Here is a 14,317-nt window from a genome sequence, read left to right as displayed (position 1 = left end):
AGAGCGCCGGAATCAGCGCTTGAACGCCTTGACTTCGGCTTCACGCAGGCGTGGTGCCAGCTTGTCGAGCACGCCGTTGACGAACTTGTGGCCGTCGGTCGAACCGAACACCTTGGCCAGTTCGATACCTTCGTTGATCACAACGCGGTACGGAACATCAACGCGCATCATGAACTCCCAGGTGGACAGGCGCAGCACCGCCAGTTCAACCGGATCGAGCTCTTCAATAGTCAGGTCAAGGCACGGCTTGAGTGCTTCGTCGATTTCGACTTTCTTCGCCGGAACCCCATGGAGGATTTCGCGGAAGTAGGCACCGTCGACATCGGTGAAATCGTTATCGACCCGGAACTGCGCTTCGATCTCGTTCAGCGACTGCTTGGCCATATGCCATTGGTACAGGGCCTGGGTCGCGAGCTGACGGGCTTCGCGACGCTTGGCGCTTTTCGATGGCTTGCCAGCATCCGCAGGTTTTGGATCGCGCGGGTTGAAACGATCGCTTTCGTCGCTAATCACTTGGCCTCCAACTGCGCCAGCAGGCTGACCATTTCCAGAGCGGACAGGGCAGCTTCGGCGCCCTTGTTGCCGGCCTTGGTGCCGGAACGCTCAATGGCCTGTTCGATCGAATCGACGGTCAGGACACCGAAGGAGACCGGCACGCCGAACTCCATGGACACCTGGGCCAGGCCCTTGGTGCATTCGCCCGCAACGTATTCGAAGTGCGGGGTACCGCCACGGATCACGGCGCCCAGGGCGATGATCGCGGCATATTCGCTTTGCTGGGCGACTTTCTGCGCCACCAGCGGGATTTCGAAGGCACCCGGGGCACGGATGATGGTGATGTCGCTTTCGTTCACACCGTGGCGAACCAGGGCATCAACGGCACCGCTCACCAGGCTTTCGACGACGAAGCTGTTGAAGCGGCCAACCACCAAAGCATAGCGACCTTTGGGGGCAATGAAGGTACCTTCGATGGTCTTCAGGGTCATTGCGGAGTTCTCATCTTAAAGAGCCAGGCCGCAAACAGGCGGCCTGTGGGTGTTTGGGACACGAATGGCAGCGCGAAAAACCGCCTGCTTTATTCGGAGGGCACGTATTCTACAACTTCCAGATCGAATCCGGATATCGCATTGAACTTCATTGGCGAACTCATCAGGCGCATTTTGCGCACGCCCAGGTCGCGCAGGATCTGCGAACCGGCACCGACGGTGCTGTAGGTGGTCGGGGTTTTCGCCTGGACGCCAGCGTCGGCGCTTTCGCGAATGTGCGCCAGCAGCACGTCGCCATCGAGCGGGTGGCCGAGCAGCAGCACCACGCCGCTGCCGGCGTCTGCAACGGCGCTCATGGCCGCGCGCAGGCTCCAGCGGCCCGGTTGCTTGACCATCAGCAGGTCGCGCAGCGGGTCCATGTTGTGCACCCGCACCAGGGTCGGTTCTTCGGCGCAAATGTTACCCAGGGTCAGCGCCATGTGCACATCGCCTTCGACCGAATCACGGTAGGTGACCAGGTTGAAATGGCCCAGCTCGCTGTCCAGCGGCTGCTCGGAAACCCGCTGAACGGTACGTTCGTGGATCATCCGGTAGTGGATCAGGTCGGCAATGGTGCCGATCTTGATGTTGTGTTCGGCGGCAAAAGTCTCGAGTTCGGCGCGACGCGACATGGTGCCGTCGTCGTTCATCACCTCGCAAATCACCCCGCTCGGCTCGAAACCGGCCATGCGCGCCAGGTCGCAGGCAGCTTCGGTGTGGCCGGCACGGGCCAGGGTACCGCCAGGCTGGGCCATCAGCGGGAAAATGTGACCGGGGCTGACAATGTCTTCGGCCTTGGCATCACGGGCGGCGGCAGCCTGCACGGTGCGCGCGCGGTCGGCGGCGGAAATGCCGGTGGTGACGCCGGTGGCGGCTTCGATCGACACGGTGAACTTGGTGCCGAAACCCGAGCCATTGCGTGGCGCCATCAGCGGCAGCTTGAGCGTTTCGCAGCGCTCGCGCGACATCGGCATGCAGATCAGGCCGCGGGCGTGCTTGGCCATGAAGTTGATGTGCTCGGCCTTGCAGCACTCGGCGGCCATGATCAGGTCGCCTTCGTTCTCGCGGTCTTCGTCATCCATGAGGATGACCATTTTGCCTTGGCGGATGTCTTCGACCAGTTCTTCGATGCTGTTGAGCGCCACTCGGCACCCCCTTTCAAATCAGGATTTCAGGTAGCCGTTGGCGGCCAGGAAACTTTCGGTGATGCCGCTGCCTTTGCTTGGCTCGGCGGCCTTGTCACCCAGCAGCAGACGCTCCAGGTAACGTGCCAGCAGGTCGACCTCAAGGTTCACCCGACGACCTGGACGGTAGTCGGCCATGATGGTTTCGGCCAGGGTGTGCGGGACGATGGTCAGCTCGAACTCGGCGCCATCGACGACGTTCACCGTCAGGCTGGTGCCGTCGACGGTGATCGAGCCCTTGTGGGCAATGTACTTGGCCAGCTCCTTGGGTGCACGGATGCGGAACTGGATGGCGCGGGCGTTATCGCTGCGCGAGACCACTTCGCCGACGCCGTCGACATGGCCGCTGACCAGGTGACCGCCCAGGCGGGTGGTCGGCGTCAGGGCTTTTTCGAGGTTGACCCGGCTGCCGCTTTTGAGCTCGTTGAAGGCGGTGCAGTCGAGGGTTTCGCGGCTGACGTCGGCCCAGAAGCCATCGCCAGGCAGCTCGACCGCGGTCAGGCACACGCCGTTGACGGCGATGCTGTCGCCCAGCTTGACGTCGCCCAGGTCGAGCTTGCCGGTTTCGACATACACCCGCACGTCACCGCCTTTTGGGGTCAGGGAACGGATGCTGCCAATCGATTCGATGATGCCGGTGAACATGAAGTCCTCCTCGAGAACAGGGCTGCGCATGGCGCTAGCCGCAAATTATACGCCGGGCGCAGGCTTGGGTACTGCAGTGACTCGCCAGTCATCGCCTACTGCGCGCATTTCGGTGATCTGCAAATGGGGCGCCTGGCTCATTTTATCCAGGGGCCAGTCGAGCAACGGCCGGGCACTGGAGCCAAGGATGCGTCCGGCGACAAAAATCTGGTACTCGTCGATCAGTCCCTGCCGGGCAAAGGCGCCGACCAGGCCGGCACCGGCTTCGACCAGCACTTCGTTGACGCCACGCGCGGCCAGCTCAAGCATCAGCGCCGGCAGGTCGACGCGGCCAGCACTGCCGGGCAGGCTCAGCAGCTCATGACCGGCCTGGGCATAACGTGCGTCGGCTTCAGCGGCGGTGACCACCAGGGCCGGGCCGGCGGTAAAGAACGGCGCATCGAGCGGCACACGCAAGCGACCATCGATCAACACCCGCAAGGGCGGACGCGCCAGGGCCAGCGCGGTGGTTGCCGGGTCCAGGCCCAGTTCTTCGGCGCGCACGGTCATCCGCGCGTTGTCGGCCAATACGCTTTCGGCACTGGTCAGCACCACGCTGGAGCGGGCGCGCAAACGCTGCACTGCCGAGCGCGCCGCCGGGCCGGTAATCCACTGGCTCTCGCCGCTGGCCATGGCCGTGCGGCCGTCCAGGCTCATCGCCAGCTTGGCCCGGACGAACGGCAGGCCGTGTTCCATACGCTTGAGAAAGCCCGGGTTCAGGGCGCGGGCCTCGGCCTCCAGCACACCGCTGGCAACCTCGATACCCGCATCGGCCAGGCGCTTGAGGCCGTTGCCGGCGACTTGCGGATTGGGGTCCTGCATGGCCGCGACCACCCGCGCCACACCGGCCTTGACCAGCGCCTCGGCACACGGCGGCGTGCGCCCATGGTGGCTGCACGGCTCAAGGGTGACGTAGGCGCAAGCGCCGCGGGCCAGCTCGCCGGCCTGGCGCAAGGCATGCACCTCGGCATGCGGCTCGCCGGCGCGCACGTGCCAGCCTTCGCCGACCACCTGGCCGTCGCGGACGATCACGCAGCCCACGCGCGGGTTCGGGTGGGTGGAGTACAAGCCTTTGCGGGCTAGCTCGATGGCCCGGGCCATGTAGTGCGCATCAAGCACCGCGCGTTCGCTGGACATGCTCACTCTTTAGCCGGCACACGGGCCAGGCGGTCGATTTCTTCACGGAACTCGTTGAGGTCCTGGAAACGCCGGTACACCGAGGCGAAGCGGATATAGGCGACTTCATCGAGCTTTTGCAGCTCGGCCATCACCAGCTCGCCGACCACCAGCGACTTGATCTCGCGCTCACCGGTAGCCCGCAGCTTGTGCTTGATATGCGCCAGCGCCGCTTCCAGGCGCTCGACGCTGACCGGACGTTTTTCCAGAGCACGCTGCATACCGGCACGCAGTTTTTCTTCGTCGAAAGGCTGGCGGCTGCCGTCCTGCTTGATCAGCCGGGGCAGAACCAGTTCGGCGGTTTCGAAGGTGGTGAAGCGCTCACCGCAGGCTACGCATTCGCGCCGACGGCGCACTTGCTCGCCCTCGGCAACCAGTCGCGAGTCGATGACCTTGGTGTCGTTGGCACCGCAGAAGGGACAGTGCATGGTGGCAGGCAACAAAAAAAGGGAGGGCCATGGTAGCGCATCCCACTGGCAAGACAAGCCAAAGGGGTTACCATCCAGTGAGGAAATACGCCGCGAAGGAATTCCCCATGCCATCAAGAGCGCTTGTCGTGCTCAGTTTTGCTGCCGTGCTGAGCGCGTGCAGCAGCGATAAACCCCAGCCTGTGCCGGCGCCCAAAGCCCCGGTAGCCAGCAAACCGGCCAAGGAGCTCGGGCCGCTGCCGGCCTATCAACGCGAATTGAGCGGCACCTTGCAGAACATTCCGGCCGGCGCCGAAGTCGAACTGGCCCTGCTAGTGATCGATGAACGCGGGCGGCCGCAAGGCTTGCTAGCCAGCAGCACGTTCAGCGGCAATGGCCTGGACCTGCCGTTTCGCCTGCGCTTCAACCCCGAGGCCTTTCCCGCCGGGGCGCGGGTCGAGCTGCGCGGTCGCGCGAGCAAGTCCGGCCAGTTGATCCTGCACCTGCCGCCCCTGCGCATCGCCCAGGCGCAAACCCAGGCCACCGGCCCGCTGCGCTTCGAAAAGGCGCCATGATGGCGCCCGCTCCACTGCAACAGGCCTTGAGCGAGTTGCTTGGGGATGCGCAACTGGTGGTCAGCGACCTGCCCGAGTGCGCGCTCAAGTTGTGGCTGATCGATGCGCAGAACATGGACCGCGCCTTCAGCTCCGAAGAAACCCGGCGCATCCTTCACGAGCCGCCGTACTGGAGTTTCTGCTGGGCCAGCGGCCTGGCCATGGCCCGCTACCTGGATGAGCATCGGCATTGGGTCGAAGGCAAGCGCGTGCTGGACTTTGGCGCAGGCTCCGGGATTGCCGGTATCGCGGCAGCCAAGGCCGGCGCGCTGGAAGTGGTGGCTTGCGACCTTGACCCGCTGGCGCTGCAGGCCTGCCGGGCGAATGCCGAGCTCAATGAGGTGGAACTGAGTTATTCCAGCGATTTTTTCCAGGAGGCCGACCGTTTCGACCTGATCCTGGTCGCCGACGTGCTCTACGACCGCGCCAACCTACCGTTGCTGGACGAGTTTCTCAGCCGTGGCCAGCAGGCCCTGGTCGCCGATTCGCGGGTACGGGATTTCAGCCACCCGTTGTACCGGTCGCTGGGCGTGCTGGATGCCCTGACCCTGCCGGACCTGGCCGAGCCCCACGAATTCCGCCGGGTCAGCCTGTACCACGCCAGCCGCCAGCCTTTATAGTGATGCCATTCACGGATTTTCGAGAGTCGCGATGAACCCTGCTACCCCGTACATTTTCGATGCCACTGGCGCCGACTTCGATCAGTTGGTGATCCAGAACTCTTTCCATAAACCGGTACTGGTCGACTTCTGGGCCGAGTGGTGCGCGCCGTGCAAGGCACTGATGCCGCTGCTGGCGCAGATCACCGAGAGCTATCAGGGCGAACTGCTGCTGGCCAAGGTCAACTGCGATATCGAGCAGGACATCGTCGCCCGCTTCGGCATCCGCAGCCTGCCCACCGTAGTGCTGTTCAAGGATGGCCAGCCGGTCGACGGCTTTGCCGGTGCCCAACCCGAGTCGGCGATTCGCGCCCTGCTCGAACCCCATGTACAACTGCCGCCACCGGCTGCCGCCGACCCGCTGGAGCAAGCCCAGGCGCTGTTTGCCGAAGGCCGTTTCAGCGAAGCCGAAAGCACCCTCAAGGCGCTGCTCAGCGAAGACAACAGCAATGCCGGCGCGCTGATCCTCTACGCCCGCTGCCTGGCTGAGCGCGGCGAACTGGGTGAAGCCCAGACCGTGCTCGACGCGGTCAAGAGCGACGAGCACAAGGCTGCCCTAGCCGGTGCCAAGGCGCAGCTGACCTTTCTCGGCCTGGCCGCCAGCCTGCCGGAAGTCGCCGACCTTAAAGCGCGCCTGGCGCAGAATGCTGAAGATGACGAGGCCGCGTACCAGCTGTGCATCCAGCAGTTGTCGCGTCAGCAGTACGAAGCGGCGCTGGAAGGCTTGCTCAAGCTGTTCAAGCGCAATCGCAGCTATGACGGCGGGGTGGCACACAAGACCTTGCTGCAGGTGTTTGACCTGCTGGGCAACGACCATCCGCTGGTCGGCAGCTACCGTCGCAAGTTGTTTGCTGCCTTGTATTGAATTGATCGCGGGGCAAGCCCGCTCCTACTGATCTTGTAGGAGCGGGCTTGCCCCGCGATACCCTCATTACCCCACCCAGTGATAAACCGGCGCATCCGCCCCGCTTTGCACCTTCACCTCGGCACTGTGGCGCAGGCGCACCAGCAGTCGCTTGCCCGCCGCGGTATTGCCCGCCAGCCCTTCCAAGTGTTCAAGCAACTCCGGCCCGTTGAGCTGCCCGGCCTTGCGCAGTACCTCGCGCGCCGCCTGCCAGAGCGCATCATCCGGTCGCACCGCCGCAACCGCACTCGCCGCTGCTGCAGGCGCTGGCGTCACAGCGGCCAGCTGGCCGCCCAGTTGCGCCCATTCCGCCGGGTCCAGTTCCAGGGTCAGGTCTACCGGCCAGTCGCCGATGTGTCCGCGAATTCGCATGGGGGTGTCCTTGTGCGCAGTCAATGGGCCCATGCTCCCACGCCAACGCTTCATCGCCAAGCACACTGGCGCACGCCGAACAAGTTGTTATAACATTACCAAATCATTCCAGTGCCTCCGCGGAGTCAGCCCATGCGTCGTCTGTTGCTCGCCTTGCCGTTTGCCTTGTTGCCCCTGGCCGTCGCCCACGCCCATGAAGGCCACGACCACGATCATGACCACGCCCATGGCAGCCTCGGCGCCCATGAACACGGCGTCGCGCGCTTGAATGTGGTGCTCGACGACAAGTCCCTGGAACTGGAACTGGACAGCCCGGCGATGAACCTGGTCGGCTTCGAACACCCGGCCACCAGCGCCGCCGACAAAGCCAAGGTTGCTGCCGTGCGTTCACAATTGGAAAAACCATTGGCGCTGTTCGGCCTGGCCAAGGCGGCCAACTGCAGCGAAAGTGACCAGGAGCTGGAAAGCCCGCTGTTCGGCGACAAGCCGGCAGTCGATGATGACGGCGACGAGCACGAAGGCCATGAGCACAGTGAGGTCCATGCCCATTACCGGCTGACCTGCGACAAGCCCGCTGAGCTCAAGAGCCTCGACCTGACTCCGTTGTTCAAGGCCTTCCCCGCCACCCAGAAAATTACCCTGCAACTGATCGGGCCCAACGGCCAGCAAGGTGTCGAAGCGACCCCGGCCAAGGCCACGATCAACTTCTGATAGCCCTTTTGCAGCGAAACGCCCGGGGTAACCCGGGCGTTCATTTATGAGCCAGGCACTGATTGAACTGACCGACCTGGGCTTCGCCTGGCCGGGCCAAGCCCCCCTGCTGGAGATTCCCGCCCTGCGCCTGGAAGCCGGCGAATCGTTGTTTCTCAAAGGCCCCAGCGGCAGCGGCAAGACCACCCTGCTGGGCCTTTTGGGCGGAGTGCAAAAGCCCGATCGCGGCAGCATCCGCCTGCTCGGCCAGGACTTGAGCGAACTGAAGCTGGCCGCCCGCGACCGTTTTCGCGTCGATCACACCGGCTACATCTTCCAGCAGTTCAACCTGCTGCCGTTTCTCTCGGTACGGGAGAACGTCGAACTGCCCTGCCGCTTCTCGCGCAGCCGCGCGCAACGCGCCGCCGAGCGCCATGGCAGCATCGACCAGGCCGCCGCCAGCCTGCTCGCCCACCTGGGCCTGAAAGACCCGGCGTTGCTTTCCCGCCGCGCGGGCAGCCTGTCGATCGGCCAGCAACAGCGCGTTGCCGCCGCCCGGGCCTTGATCGGCCAGCCGGAGCTGGTAATCGCCGACGAGCCAACATCAGCCCTCGACGCCGACACCCGCGAAGCCTTCATCCGCCTGTTGTTCGCCGAATGCCGTGCGGCCGGCTCGAGCCTGCTGTTCGTCAGCCACGACCAGAGCCTGGCACCGTTGTTTGACCGCCAGCTGTCCCTTGCCGAACTCAACCGCGCGGCCCGCCCGGCCAACGACCTGGAGGCCTGATGTACCTGCTCCGCCTTGCCCTGGCCAGCCTGGCCAACCGCCGCTTTACTGCATTTTTGACCGCCTTCGCCATCGCCCTGTCGGTGTGCCTGCTGCTGGCGGTCGAGCGGGTGCGCACCGAAGCCCGCGCCAGCTTTGCCAGCACCATCAGCGGCACCGACCTGATCGTCGGCGCCCGCTCGGGCTCGGTGAACCTGCTGCTGTACTCGGTGTTTCGCATCGGCAACGCCACCAACAACATCCGCTGGGAGAGCTTCGAACACTACGCCAGCGACAAACGGGTGAAATGGGCCATTCCCATCTCCCTGGGCGATTCCCATCGCGGCTACCGGGTGATGGGCACCGACGCGCGCTATTTCGAGCACTACCAGTACGGCCGCAAGCAGAACCTGCAACTGGCCGAGGGCCGCGCTTTCGCCACCGACCCGTTCGAGGTGGTGCTTGGTGCCGAGGTGGCCGATGCCCTGCACTACAAGCTGGGCGACAAGCTGGTGCTGGCCCATGGCGTGGCGGCCATCAGCCTGGTCAAACACGATGACAAACCGTTCACCGTGGTCGGCGTGCTGCAACGCACCGGCACCCCGGTCGACCGCACCCTGCACATCAGCCTGGGCGGTATGGAAGCCATCCACATCGACTGGCACAACGGTATGCCGGCCCGCGGCGCCGGGCGTATCAGCGCCGATCAGGCGCGCAACATGGACCTCAAGCCCGCCGCCATCACCGCCTTCATGCTCGGCCTGAACAACAAGGTGGCCACCTTCAGCCTGCAACGGGAGATCAACGAGTACCGCAACGAGCCGCTGCTGGCGATCCTCCCGGGCGTGGCCCTGCAAGAGCTCTGGAGCCTGATGGGCACGGCCGAGCAGGCGCTGTTCGTGGTCTCGCTGTTCGTGGTGCTGACCGGCCTGATTGGCATGCTCACGGCGATCCTCACCAGCCTCAACGAACGGCGCCGGGAAATGGCCATCCTGCGCTCGGTCGGCGCGCGTCCCTGGCACATTGCCGGGCTGCTGGTGCTCGAAGCACTGGCCCTGGCGGTGGCCGGCATCATCGCCGGGGTGGCTTTGTTGTACGCCTGCATCGCCCTGGCCCAGGGTTACGTGCAGGCCAATTACGGCCTGTTGCTGCCGCTGGCCTGGCCCAGCGCCCATGAATGGACCCTGCTGGGCATCATCCTTGGCGCCGCCTTGCTGATGGGCAGCGTGCCGGCCTGGCGCGCCTATCGCCAGTCGCTGGCCGACGGCCTGTCCATTCACCTGTGAGTAACTCGATGAACCGCGCCTTGCTGCTGTTGCTGCTGTTGATTGCCTCGCCCCTGTGGGCCGCTGAACCGCGCACCCTGGAGTGGCAGCAACTGATCCCGGCCGGGGCGCCGGTGATCCAGCCGCAACTGGCGCCGCTGCACGACCTTTCGCAACTGAGCGACGCCCTGGCTGCCGAATCGGCACCCGCTGCGCGGCAAACCGCACCCAATGCCCCGGTGGTCAAGGCCCTGGATGGCCAGCAGGTCAAACTGCCGGGGTATATCGTGCCGCTGGAGGTCAGCGAAGAAGGCCGCACCACCGAGTTCCTGCTGGTGCCTTACTACGGCGCCTGCATTCATGTACCGCCACCGCCGTCGAACCAGATCGTTCACATCTTCAGCGAGATCGGCGTCAAGGTCGAAGACCTCTACCAACCGTACTGGATTGAAGGCCAGATGCAGGTCAAAGCCTCCAGCAGCGAGCTGGCCGATGCCGGATATCAAATGGAAGCCGAGAAAATCTACGCATACGAGCTAGAATGAATGGCCGCTTGTCAGCCTTTGACGATTTCATTGAGCTGCGTCAAAAGTCGCCGTCCGTCAGCTCCTTACCATTGGACTCATTAAATTCTAAACGTCCTTTGGGAGCTTCCATGAACAAGTCCTTGCTTGGCGCCTCGCTCGTTGCTCTGGCGCTTGCAGCCCCTGTTGCCCACGCCCACCAGGCTGGCGACTTCATCCTGCGTGCCGGTGCGATCACTACCGCTCCCAACGAGAACAGCGGCGACATCAAGCTCGACGGCACCAAGATGTCCGGCACCAAGGCTACTCTGGACAGCGACACCCAGCTGGGCCTGGCGTTTGCCTACATGCTGACCGACCACATCGGCCTCGAGCTGCTGGCCGCCACTCCGTTCCAGCACACCGTGGGCGTCAAGGGCCTGGGCGCTGGCCTGGATGGCAAGCTGGGCGACATCAAGCAACTGCCACCGACCCTGTCGCTGCAGTACTACCCGATGGAAGCTTCGTCGAAGTTCCAGCCTTACGCCGGTATCGGTCTGAACTACACCATGTTCTTTGACGAAGACCTGAGCAGCAACCGCAAGGCTCAAGGCTTCAGCAACATGAAGTTGAAGGATTCGGTCGGCCTGGCCGGTCAGTTGGGCATGGACTACATGATCAACGACAACTTCCTGATCAACGCCGCGGTCTGGTACGTCGACATCGACACCAAGGCCACCATCGACGGCCCGAGCGCCCTGGGCGTTGGCAAGACCAAGGTCGACGTCGATGTCGATCCATGGGTCTACATGGTTGGCGTGGGTTACAAGTTCTAAGCGTCTTCAAACGCACATCGCGGGGCAAGCCCGCTCCTACAACGTGATGTAGGAGCGGGCTTGCCCCGCGCTGCTTTTCAGCGTCCTAAAAGTCGCGCCAGCCCCACCACCAGCGGCGTCGGCTCAGGGAAATCAAAACGCGCCAGCAAGCGCTGGTTGTTCGCCCGCGAATGGCGGATATCGCCCGAGCGCGCCGGCCCATGGCTGATCGCCGGCAAATCGCCAACCACCGACTTCAATGCCGCCAGCAACTGGTTCAGCGAAGTGGCCTGGTTCAGGCCGATGTTCACCGCGCCCTCCTCGACCTGTGCCAACTCCAGCGCCTGGACCATTACCGTGACCAGATCGCCAACATAGAGAAAATCGCGGGTCTGCTCACCGTCGCCAAACAGGGTGATCGGCGTGCCGTTCAGGGCGCGCTCGCAGAAGATGCTGATAACCCCGGAATACGGCGAGGAAGGATCCTGGCGCGGGCCGAAGATATTGAAAAAGCGGAACACCACCGGCTCCAGGCCATGCTGGCGGCGGTAGAAGTCCAGGTACTGCTCGCTGGCCAGTTTATCCACCGCGTAAGGCGTCAACGGCGCCTTGGGCGTGTCTTCGACAATCGACTGGCCTTCGCCATTGTTGCCGTACACCGCCGCGCTGGAGGCAAACAGCACGCGCTTGATGCCGTTCAGGCGCATGGCCTCGCACACGTTGAGGGTGCCGATGAAGTTGCTCTGGTGGGTTTTCACCGGGTCGTCCACCGAGGCCTGTACCGAGGCGACTGCGGCCAGGTGCACCACCGCCTGGCAACCGGCCGCGGCGCGCTTGACCAGTTCGGCGTCGGCGACATCACCTTCGACCAGTTGCAGCCGGGGGTTGTCGATCTGCAGGTTGCTGCGCTTGCCCGTCGACAGGTCGTCGAGGATACGCACGCTATAGCCTTTTTCCAGCAACGCATCGCTGAGGTGGGAACCGATGAAGCCGGCGCCACCGGTGATCAGAATAGGGGCATCAGCCATGACGATAGAAGCGATCCAGTAAGGGCGGCAAACCGGCGCGCCAGGCGCGGGGCTTGATGCCGAAGGTGTGGAGGATTTTCTTGCAGGCCAGCACCGCATGCTGCGGTTCTTCGCTGGCGTCCGGGCGCGCGGCGTGGGCCTGCGCGGTCGGGGCCTGTACCGCCAGCTTATGCAACTGGGCCGCTTCCGTGAGGATAGCCTGCCCCAGCGCCAGCGGCGTGGTCGCCTCGTTCCCGGCGTAGTGATAGGTGCCCCACAGGGGCGCGGCGCAATCGAGCTGCTTGAGCACCGAGAGGATTACCCGCGCAGCGTCGTCCACCGGCGTCGGGTTGCCGCGCCGGTCATCGGCCAGCAGCAGTTCCTGCGGTTGCTCGGCGCGGGTCAGGAAGCGGCCGAGGACGCCATCGATACTCTCGTCGAGCACCCAGCCAAAGCGCAGCAACACATGCTGCGGGCAGGTGGCGCGCACGCTCTGCTCGATGCGCCACAGGGCCTGGCCACGCAGGCCCAGCGGCACTGGCTCGTCCTTTTCGCTGTAGGCGGTCGCCCGCGAGCCATCGAAGACCCGGTAGCTGGACGGCTGGACAAGAATGATGTTGTGGTGCTGACACAGCTCGGCCAGGCGCTCGACGGCGCGCTCCTGCTGGGCCAGGCGCTGCTCGCTGACCGCTTCGGCCTGGAACCAGTCGAAGTAGTAAGCCAGGTTGATCAGCGCATCAGGGCGGGTGTCGTCGAGCAACTGGGTCAGGCTCGCCGGATCCCAACCGCTGTCCGGCGGGCGCGGTGCCAGAAAGCCGATATCTTCCTCGGCCCCGAGTCGAATCAGCGCTTGCCCGAGGGCACTTCCACCACCCAACAGCATCAGGCGCATTCGCATAGAGTCAGCAGGTCCGATCAGATTATTGGAAGAAAGCCTTCATTTTGCGGTTTCCGGCAGGGGAAGTCCAACACAGGGGCGCCCGTCCTGCCCGGCGCGGCGCTGAAGGCAAGGTTTTTCCTGTGCTTACACAAATCCGGAAACTGCCTATACTGCGCCCGGAATGAGCTGACTCGCCTGAATGGATTAACCAGGAGAATAGTTAGCTTATTCGTTCGCCGGGGCGCAGCAGCACTTTCTGCACCCTGGCCGGCACGGATTGCCAGATAAAACCAATAACAAAGGAATGTTTCCCATGCAGGATTCGGAAGTCGCGTACCTGAGTTTCGACCAGGACCAGGCCCGTACGCTGGCAGCTGCCAGCCAGCACCTCGCCGAACTCGGCGGCCCTCAGGCCCGCGGAGTCGCCAACCAGGCGCGCCAGTGGGCACAACGCCTGCACCCTACCCTCGACGCCAGCCAGAAGGCCGTGTTGCAACGCTTTGCCGATGGCCAGTTGTCGGCCCTGATGTGCTCGCAGATGGCCTGCCTCGGCAGCGATCCGCTGCCCGAGCATCTGCCTGAGCTGGCCACCCTGGCTCAGAGCGAGCGCTGCCTTTACCTGGCCTCACGCAACCAGTTGCTGCTGGAGCTGGTGAACTACCGGGCCTTTGCCTTCGATATCGACAACGAAGGCCAGATCATGCGGCTGGTCGGCAACTTCAAAGGCGGCGGCAGAGTGCCCCGCCCCGACGAACACCAGCACACCGAAGTCGAACTCAGCTCTCACGCCGGGTTGCGCCTGGGCCCGCATACCGAAGCGCCCTACAACTGTTCGGTTGCCGCCAGCGAGGGCCGCTCACCTGCGCCGTCAGCGCTGATCCTTTCCGCGCGCTGGAACCCGGCGGGCGAACCGACCCGGATCATCCCGCTGCGCGCCATCATCGAGCAACTGGGCAGCCTGCATGCGCTGGCGTTGACCTCGGCCTCCTTCGACTTCACCCGCAGCGAGTGCTTTGTCGCCGGTCAAGGCGAGGCCGGCCAGGCCACGTCGATGCTGCAGTTCGATCCCGACGGCGGTTTCAGCCTGCGCTACAACTCGTATCGTTTCTCGTTGAACGATCACGCCAGCGACGCCGCAGCCCGTGCCTTCGACGCCTTCCAGGCGCTGGTCCGGGACGCCCAGCCCTTGCCGTTCGTGCTCCAACCCGATAGCGCCTTGCTGATCAATAACTGCCGCGCCCTGCATGGGCGCGACATTCTCCAGGACAACCGGCGCCTGCTGGTGCGCCTGTTCGGCTACTCGCGATTCGCGCGCCCGATAGTCCTCAACGATGACCCGCTGCTGGTACGTGGCTGAACAAGGGAA

18 protein-coding genes are annotated in these 14,317 nt (G+C 64.1%); 9 read left to right on the top strand and 9 right to left on the bottom strand.

Annotation, left to right across the window (positions count from 1 at the left end):
• Window positions 1–12: 12 nt before the first annotated feature.
• The 6 genes from nusB to nrdR all read right to left on the bottom strand — a co-directional run bounded on the left by nusB (window position 13) and on the right by nrdR (window position 4,497).
• A complete protein-coding gene (gene nusB / locus BLR26_RS06305; RefSeq protein WP_093379052.1) occupies window positions 13–513 on the bottom strand; it encodes a transcription antitermination factor NusB in 501 nt (166 codons plus the stop codon).
• Window positions 510–986 (bottom strand): 6,7-dimethyl-8-ribityllumazine synthase, encoded by a 477-nt coding sequence (ribE, locus tag BLR26_RS06300; protein WP_010222842.1) that lies wholly within the window; start codon window positions 984–986, stop codon window positions 510–512. Before ribE ends, nusB begins: the two co-directional genes overlap by 4 nt.
• Before the next feature lie 89 nt (window positions 987–1,075).
• Window positions 1,076–2,170, bottom strand: coding sequence for a bifunctional 3,4-dihydroxy-2-butanone-4-phosphate synthase/GTP cyclohydrolase II (ribBA, locus tag BLR26_RS06295; RefSeq protein ID WP_093379049.1), 1,095 nt, complete (start codon window positions 2,168–2,170; stop codon window positions 1,076–1,078).
• Between the two features lie 18 nt (window positions 2,171–2,188).
• Window positions 2,189–2,854, bottom strand: coding sequence for a riboflavin synthase (locus tag BLR26_RS06290; protein ID WP_010222840.1), 666 nt, complete (start codon window positions 2,852–2,854; stop codon window positions 2,189–2,191).
• A 45-nt stretch (window positions 2,855–2,899) separates the two neighbouring features.
• Window positions 2,900–4,030 (bottom strand): bifunctional diaminohydroxyphosphoribosylaminopyrimidine deaminase/5-amino-6-(5-phosphoribosylamino)uracil reductase RibD, encoded by a 1,131-nt coding sequence (gene ribD / locus BLR26_RS06285; protein ID WP_093379045.1) that lies wholly within the window; start codon window positions 4,028–4,030, stop codon window positions 2,900–2,902.
• 2 nt (window positions 4,031–4,032) lie between these two features.
• The gene (nrdR, locus tag BLR26_RS06280) at window positions 4,033–4,497 is read right to left on the bottom strand and encodes a transcriptional regulator NrdR (protein ID WP_010222838.1); all 465 of its coding nucleotides are present in this window, start codon (window positions 4,495–4,497) and stop codon (window positions 4,033–4,035) included.
• 107 nt (window positions 4,498–4,604) lie between these two features.
• On the opposite strand from nrdR, the gene BLR26_RS06275 reads away from it, so the two are divergent.
• Genes BLR26_RS06275 through trxA form a run of 3 tightly spaced genes read left to right on the top strand, consistent with a single transcriptional unit; the run spans window position 4,605 to window position 6,614 of the window.
• A complete protein-coding gene (locus tag BLR26_RS06275) occupies window positions 4,605–5,051 on the top strand; it encodes a YbaY family lipoprotein (RefSeq protein WP_093379042.1) in 447 nt (148 codons plus the stop codon).
• Window positions 5,051–5,710 carry a class I SAM-dependent methyltransferase gene (locus BLR26_RS06270; RefSeq protein WP_093379039.1) on the top strand — a complete coding sequence of 220 codons (660 nt, stop codon included), beginning with the start codon at window positions 5,051–5,053 and terminating at the stop codon, window positions 5,708–5,710. The genes BLR26_RS06275 and BLR26_RS06270 overlap by 1 nt, the downstream gene beginning before the upstream one ends.
• 31 nt (window positions 5,711–5,741) lie before the next feature.
• Window positions 5,742–6,614, top strand: a complete 873-nt coding sequence (trxA, locus tag BLR26_RS06265) for a thioredoxin (RefSeq protein WP_093379036.1) — start codon at window positions 5,742–5,744, stop codon at window positions 6,612–6,614.
• A 66-nt stretch (window positions 6,615–6,680) separates the two neighbouring features.
• On the opposite strand, the gene BLR26_RS06260 is transcribed toward trxA, so the two are convergent.
• Entirely contained in the window at window positions 6,681–7,025 is a 345-nt protein-coding gene (locus tag BLR26_RS06260; RefSeq protein ID WP_045199981.1) for a hypothetical protein, read from the bottom strand.
• Between the two features lie 132 nt (window positions 7,026–7,157).
• On the opposite strand from BLR26_RS06260, the gene BLR26_RS06255 reads away from it, so the two are divergent.
• The 5 genes from BLR26_RS06255 (at window position 7,158) to BLR26_RS06235 (ending at window position 11,085) form a co-directional block, all read left to right on the top strand.
• Complete coding sequence (locus tag BLR26_RS06255) at window positions 7,158–7,736, top strand: DUF2796 domain-containing protein (protein ID WP_045199983.1); 579 nt, start codon at window positions 7,158–7,160, stop codon at window positions 7,734–7,736.
• Between the two features lie 46 nt (window positions 7,737–7,782).
• Window positions 7,783–8,502, top strand: a complete 720-nt coding sequence (locus BLR26_RS06250) for an ABC transporter ATP-binding protein (RefSeq protein WP_093379032.1) — start codon at window positions 7,783–7,785, stop codon at window positions 8,500–8,502.
• Entirely contained in the window at window positions 8,502–9,767 is a 1,266-nt protein-coding gene (locus BLR26_RS06245; RefSeq protein ID WP_093379029.1) for an ABC transporter permease, read from the top strand. Before BLR26_RS06250 ends, BLR26_RS06245 begins: the two co-directional genes overlap by 1 nt.
• An 8-nt stretch (window positions 9,768–9,775) precedes the next feature.
• Entirely contained in the window at window positions 9,776–10,291 is a 516-nt protein-coding gene (locus BLR26_RS06240) for a DUF3299 domain-containing protein (protein ID WP_093379026.1), read from the top strand.
• Between the two features lie 110 nt (window positions 10,292–10,401).
• On the top strand, window positions 10,402–11,085 hold the full coding sequence (locus BLR26_RS06235) for an OmpW/AlkL family protein (protein WP_038998518.1): 684 nt from the start codon (window positions 10,402–10,404) through the stop codon (window positions 11,083–11,085).
• 77 nt (window positions 11,086–11,162) lie between these two features.
• Here the strand turns inward: BLR26_RS06235 and BLR26_RS06230 are convergent, their stop codons facing one another.
• Together BLR26_RS06230 and BLR26_RS06225 are read right to left on the bottom strand one after the other, a co-directional pair.
• Window positions 11,163–12,092, bottom strand: a complete 930-nt coding sequence (locus BLR26_RS06230) for an NAD-dependent epimerase/dehydratase family protein (RefSeq protein WP_045199989.1) — start codon at window positions 12,090–12,092, stop codon at window positions 11,163–11,165.
• Entirely contained in the window at window positions 12,085–12,969 is an 885-nt protein-coding gene (locus BLR26_RS06225) for a sugar nucleotide-binding protein (RefSeq protein ID WP_045199991.1), read from the bottom strand. Before BLR26_RS06225 ends, BLR26_RS06230 begins: the two co-directional genes overlap by 8 nt.
• 295 nt (window positions 12,970–13,264) lie before the next feature.
• Between BLR26_RS06225 and BLR26_RS06220 the strand changes: the two genes are divergently transcribed.
• Window positions 13,265–14,308 carry a TauD/TfdA family dioxygenase gene (locus BLR26_RS06220; protein ID WP_093379023.1) on the top strand — a complete coding sequence of 348 codons (1,044 nt, stop codon included), beginning with the start codon at window positions 13,265–13,267 and terminating at the stop codon, window positions 14,306–14,308.
• Window positions 14,309–14,317: the final 9 nt, after the last annotated feature.

The organism is Pseudomonas sp. UC 17F4, assembly GCF_900101695.1.
In the GTDB taxonomy this organism is placed as follows: domain Bacteria; phylum Pseudomonadota; class Gammaproteobacteria; order Pseudomonadales; family Pseudomonadaceae; genus Aquipseudomonas.
Note: the sequence above shows the minus strand (reverse complement) of the source record. Positions and strands in the feature narration are given on the sequence as shown.

What these genes read in the sequence shown, in the direction of transcription:
- ribD (WP_093379045.1), bottom strand. Translation starts at nt 4,030, where the DNA reads ATGTCCAGCGAACGCGCGGTGCTTGATGCGCACTACATGGCCCGGGCC.
- BLR26_RS06230 (WP_045199989.1), bottom strand. Translation starts at nt 12,092, where the DNA reads ATGGCTGATGCCCCTATTCTGATCACCGGTGGCGCCGGCTTCATCGGT.
- BLR26_RS06250 (WP_093379032.1), top strand. Translation starts at nt 7,783, where the DNA reads ATGAGCCAGGCACTGATTGAACTGACCGACCTGGGCTTCGCCTGGCCG.
- BLR26_RS06220 (WP_093379023.1), top strand. Translation starts at nt 13,265, where the DNA reads ATGCAGGATTCGGAAGTCGCGTACCTGAGTTTCGACCAGGACCAGGCC.
- BLR26_RS06225 (WP_045199991.1), bottom strand. Translation starts at nt 12,969, where the DNA reads ATGCGAATGCGCCTGATGCTGTTGGGTGGTGGAAGTGCCCTCGGGCAA.
- BLR26_RS06255 (WP_045199983.1), top strand. Translation starts at nt 7,158, where the DNA reads ATGCGTCGTCTGTTGCTCGCCTTGCCGTTTGCCTTGTTGCCCCTGGCC.
- BLR26_RS06260 (WP_045199981.1), bottom strand. Translation starts at nt 7,025, where the DNA reads ATGCGAATTCGCGGACACATCGGCGACTGGCCGGTAGACCTGACCCTG.
- BLR26_RS06290 (WP_010222840.1), bottom strand. Translation starts at nt 2,854, where the DNA reads ATGTTCACCGGCATCATCGAATCGATTGGCAGCATCCGTTCCCTGACC.
- BLR26_RS06275 (WP_093379042.1), top strand. Translation starts at nt 4,605, where the DNA reads ATGCCATCAAGAGCGCTTGTCGTGCTCAGTTTTGCTGCCGTGCTGAGC.
- trxA (WP_093379036.1), top strand. Translation starts at nt 5,742, where the DNA reads ATGAACCCTGCTACCCCGTACATTTTCGATGCCACTGGCGCCGACTTC.
- BLR26_RS06270 (WP_093379039.1), top strand. Translation starts at nt 5,051, where the DNA reads ATGGCGCCCGCTCCACTGCAACAGGCCTTGAGCGAGTTGCTTGGGGAT.
- BLR26_RS06240 (WP_093379026.1), top strand. Translation starts at nt 9,776, where the DNA reads ATGAACCGCGCCTTGCTGCTGTTGCTGCTGTTGATTGCCTCGCCCCTG.
- nrdR (WP_010222838.1), bottom strand. Translation starts at nt 4,497, where the DNA reads ATGCACTGTCCCTTCTGCGGTGCCAACGACACCAAGGTCATCGACTCG.
- BLR26_RS06235 (WP_038998518.1), top strand. Translation starts at nt 10,402, where the DNA reads ATGAACAAGTCCTTGCTTGGCGCCTCGCTCGTTGCTCTGGCGCTTGCA.
- BLR26_RS06245 (WP_093379029.1), top strand. Translation starts at nt 8,502, where the DNA reads ATGTACCTGCTCCGCCTTGCCCTGGCCAGCCTGGCCAACCGCCGCTTT.
- ribE (WP_010222842.1), bottom strand. Translation starts at nt 986, where the DNA reads ATGACCCTGAAGACCATCGAAGGTACCTTCATTGCCCCCAAAGGTCGC.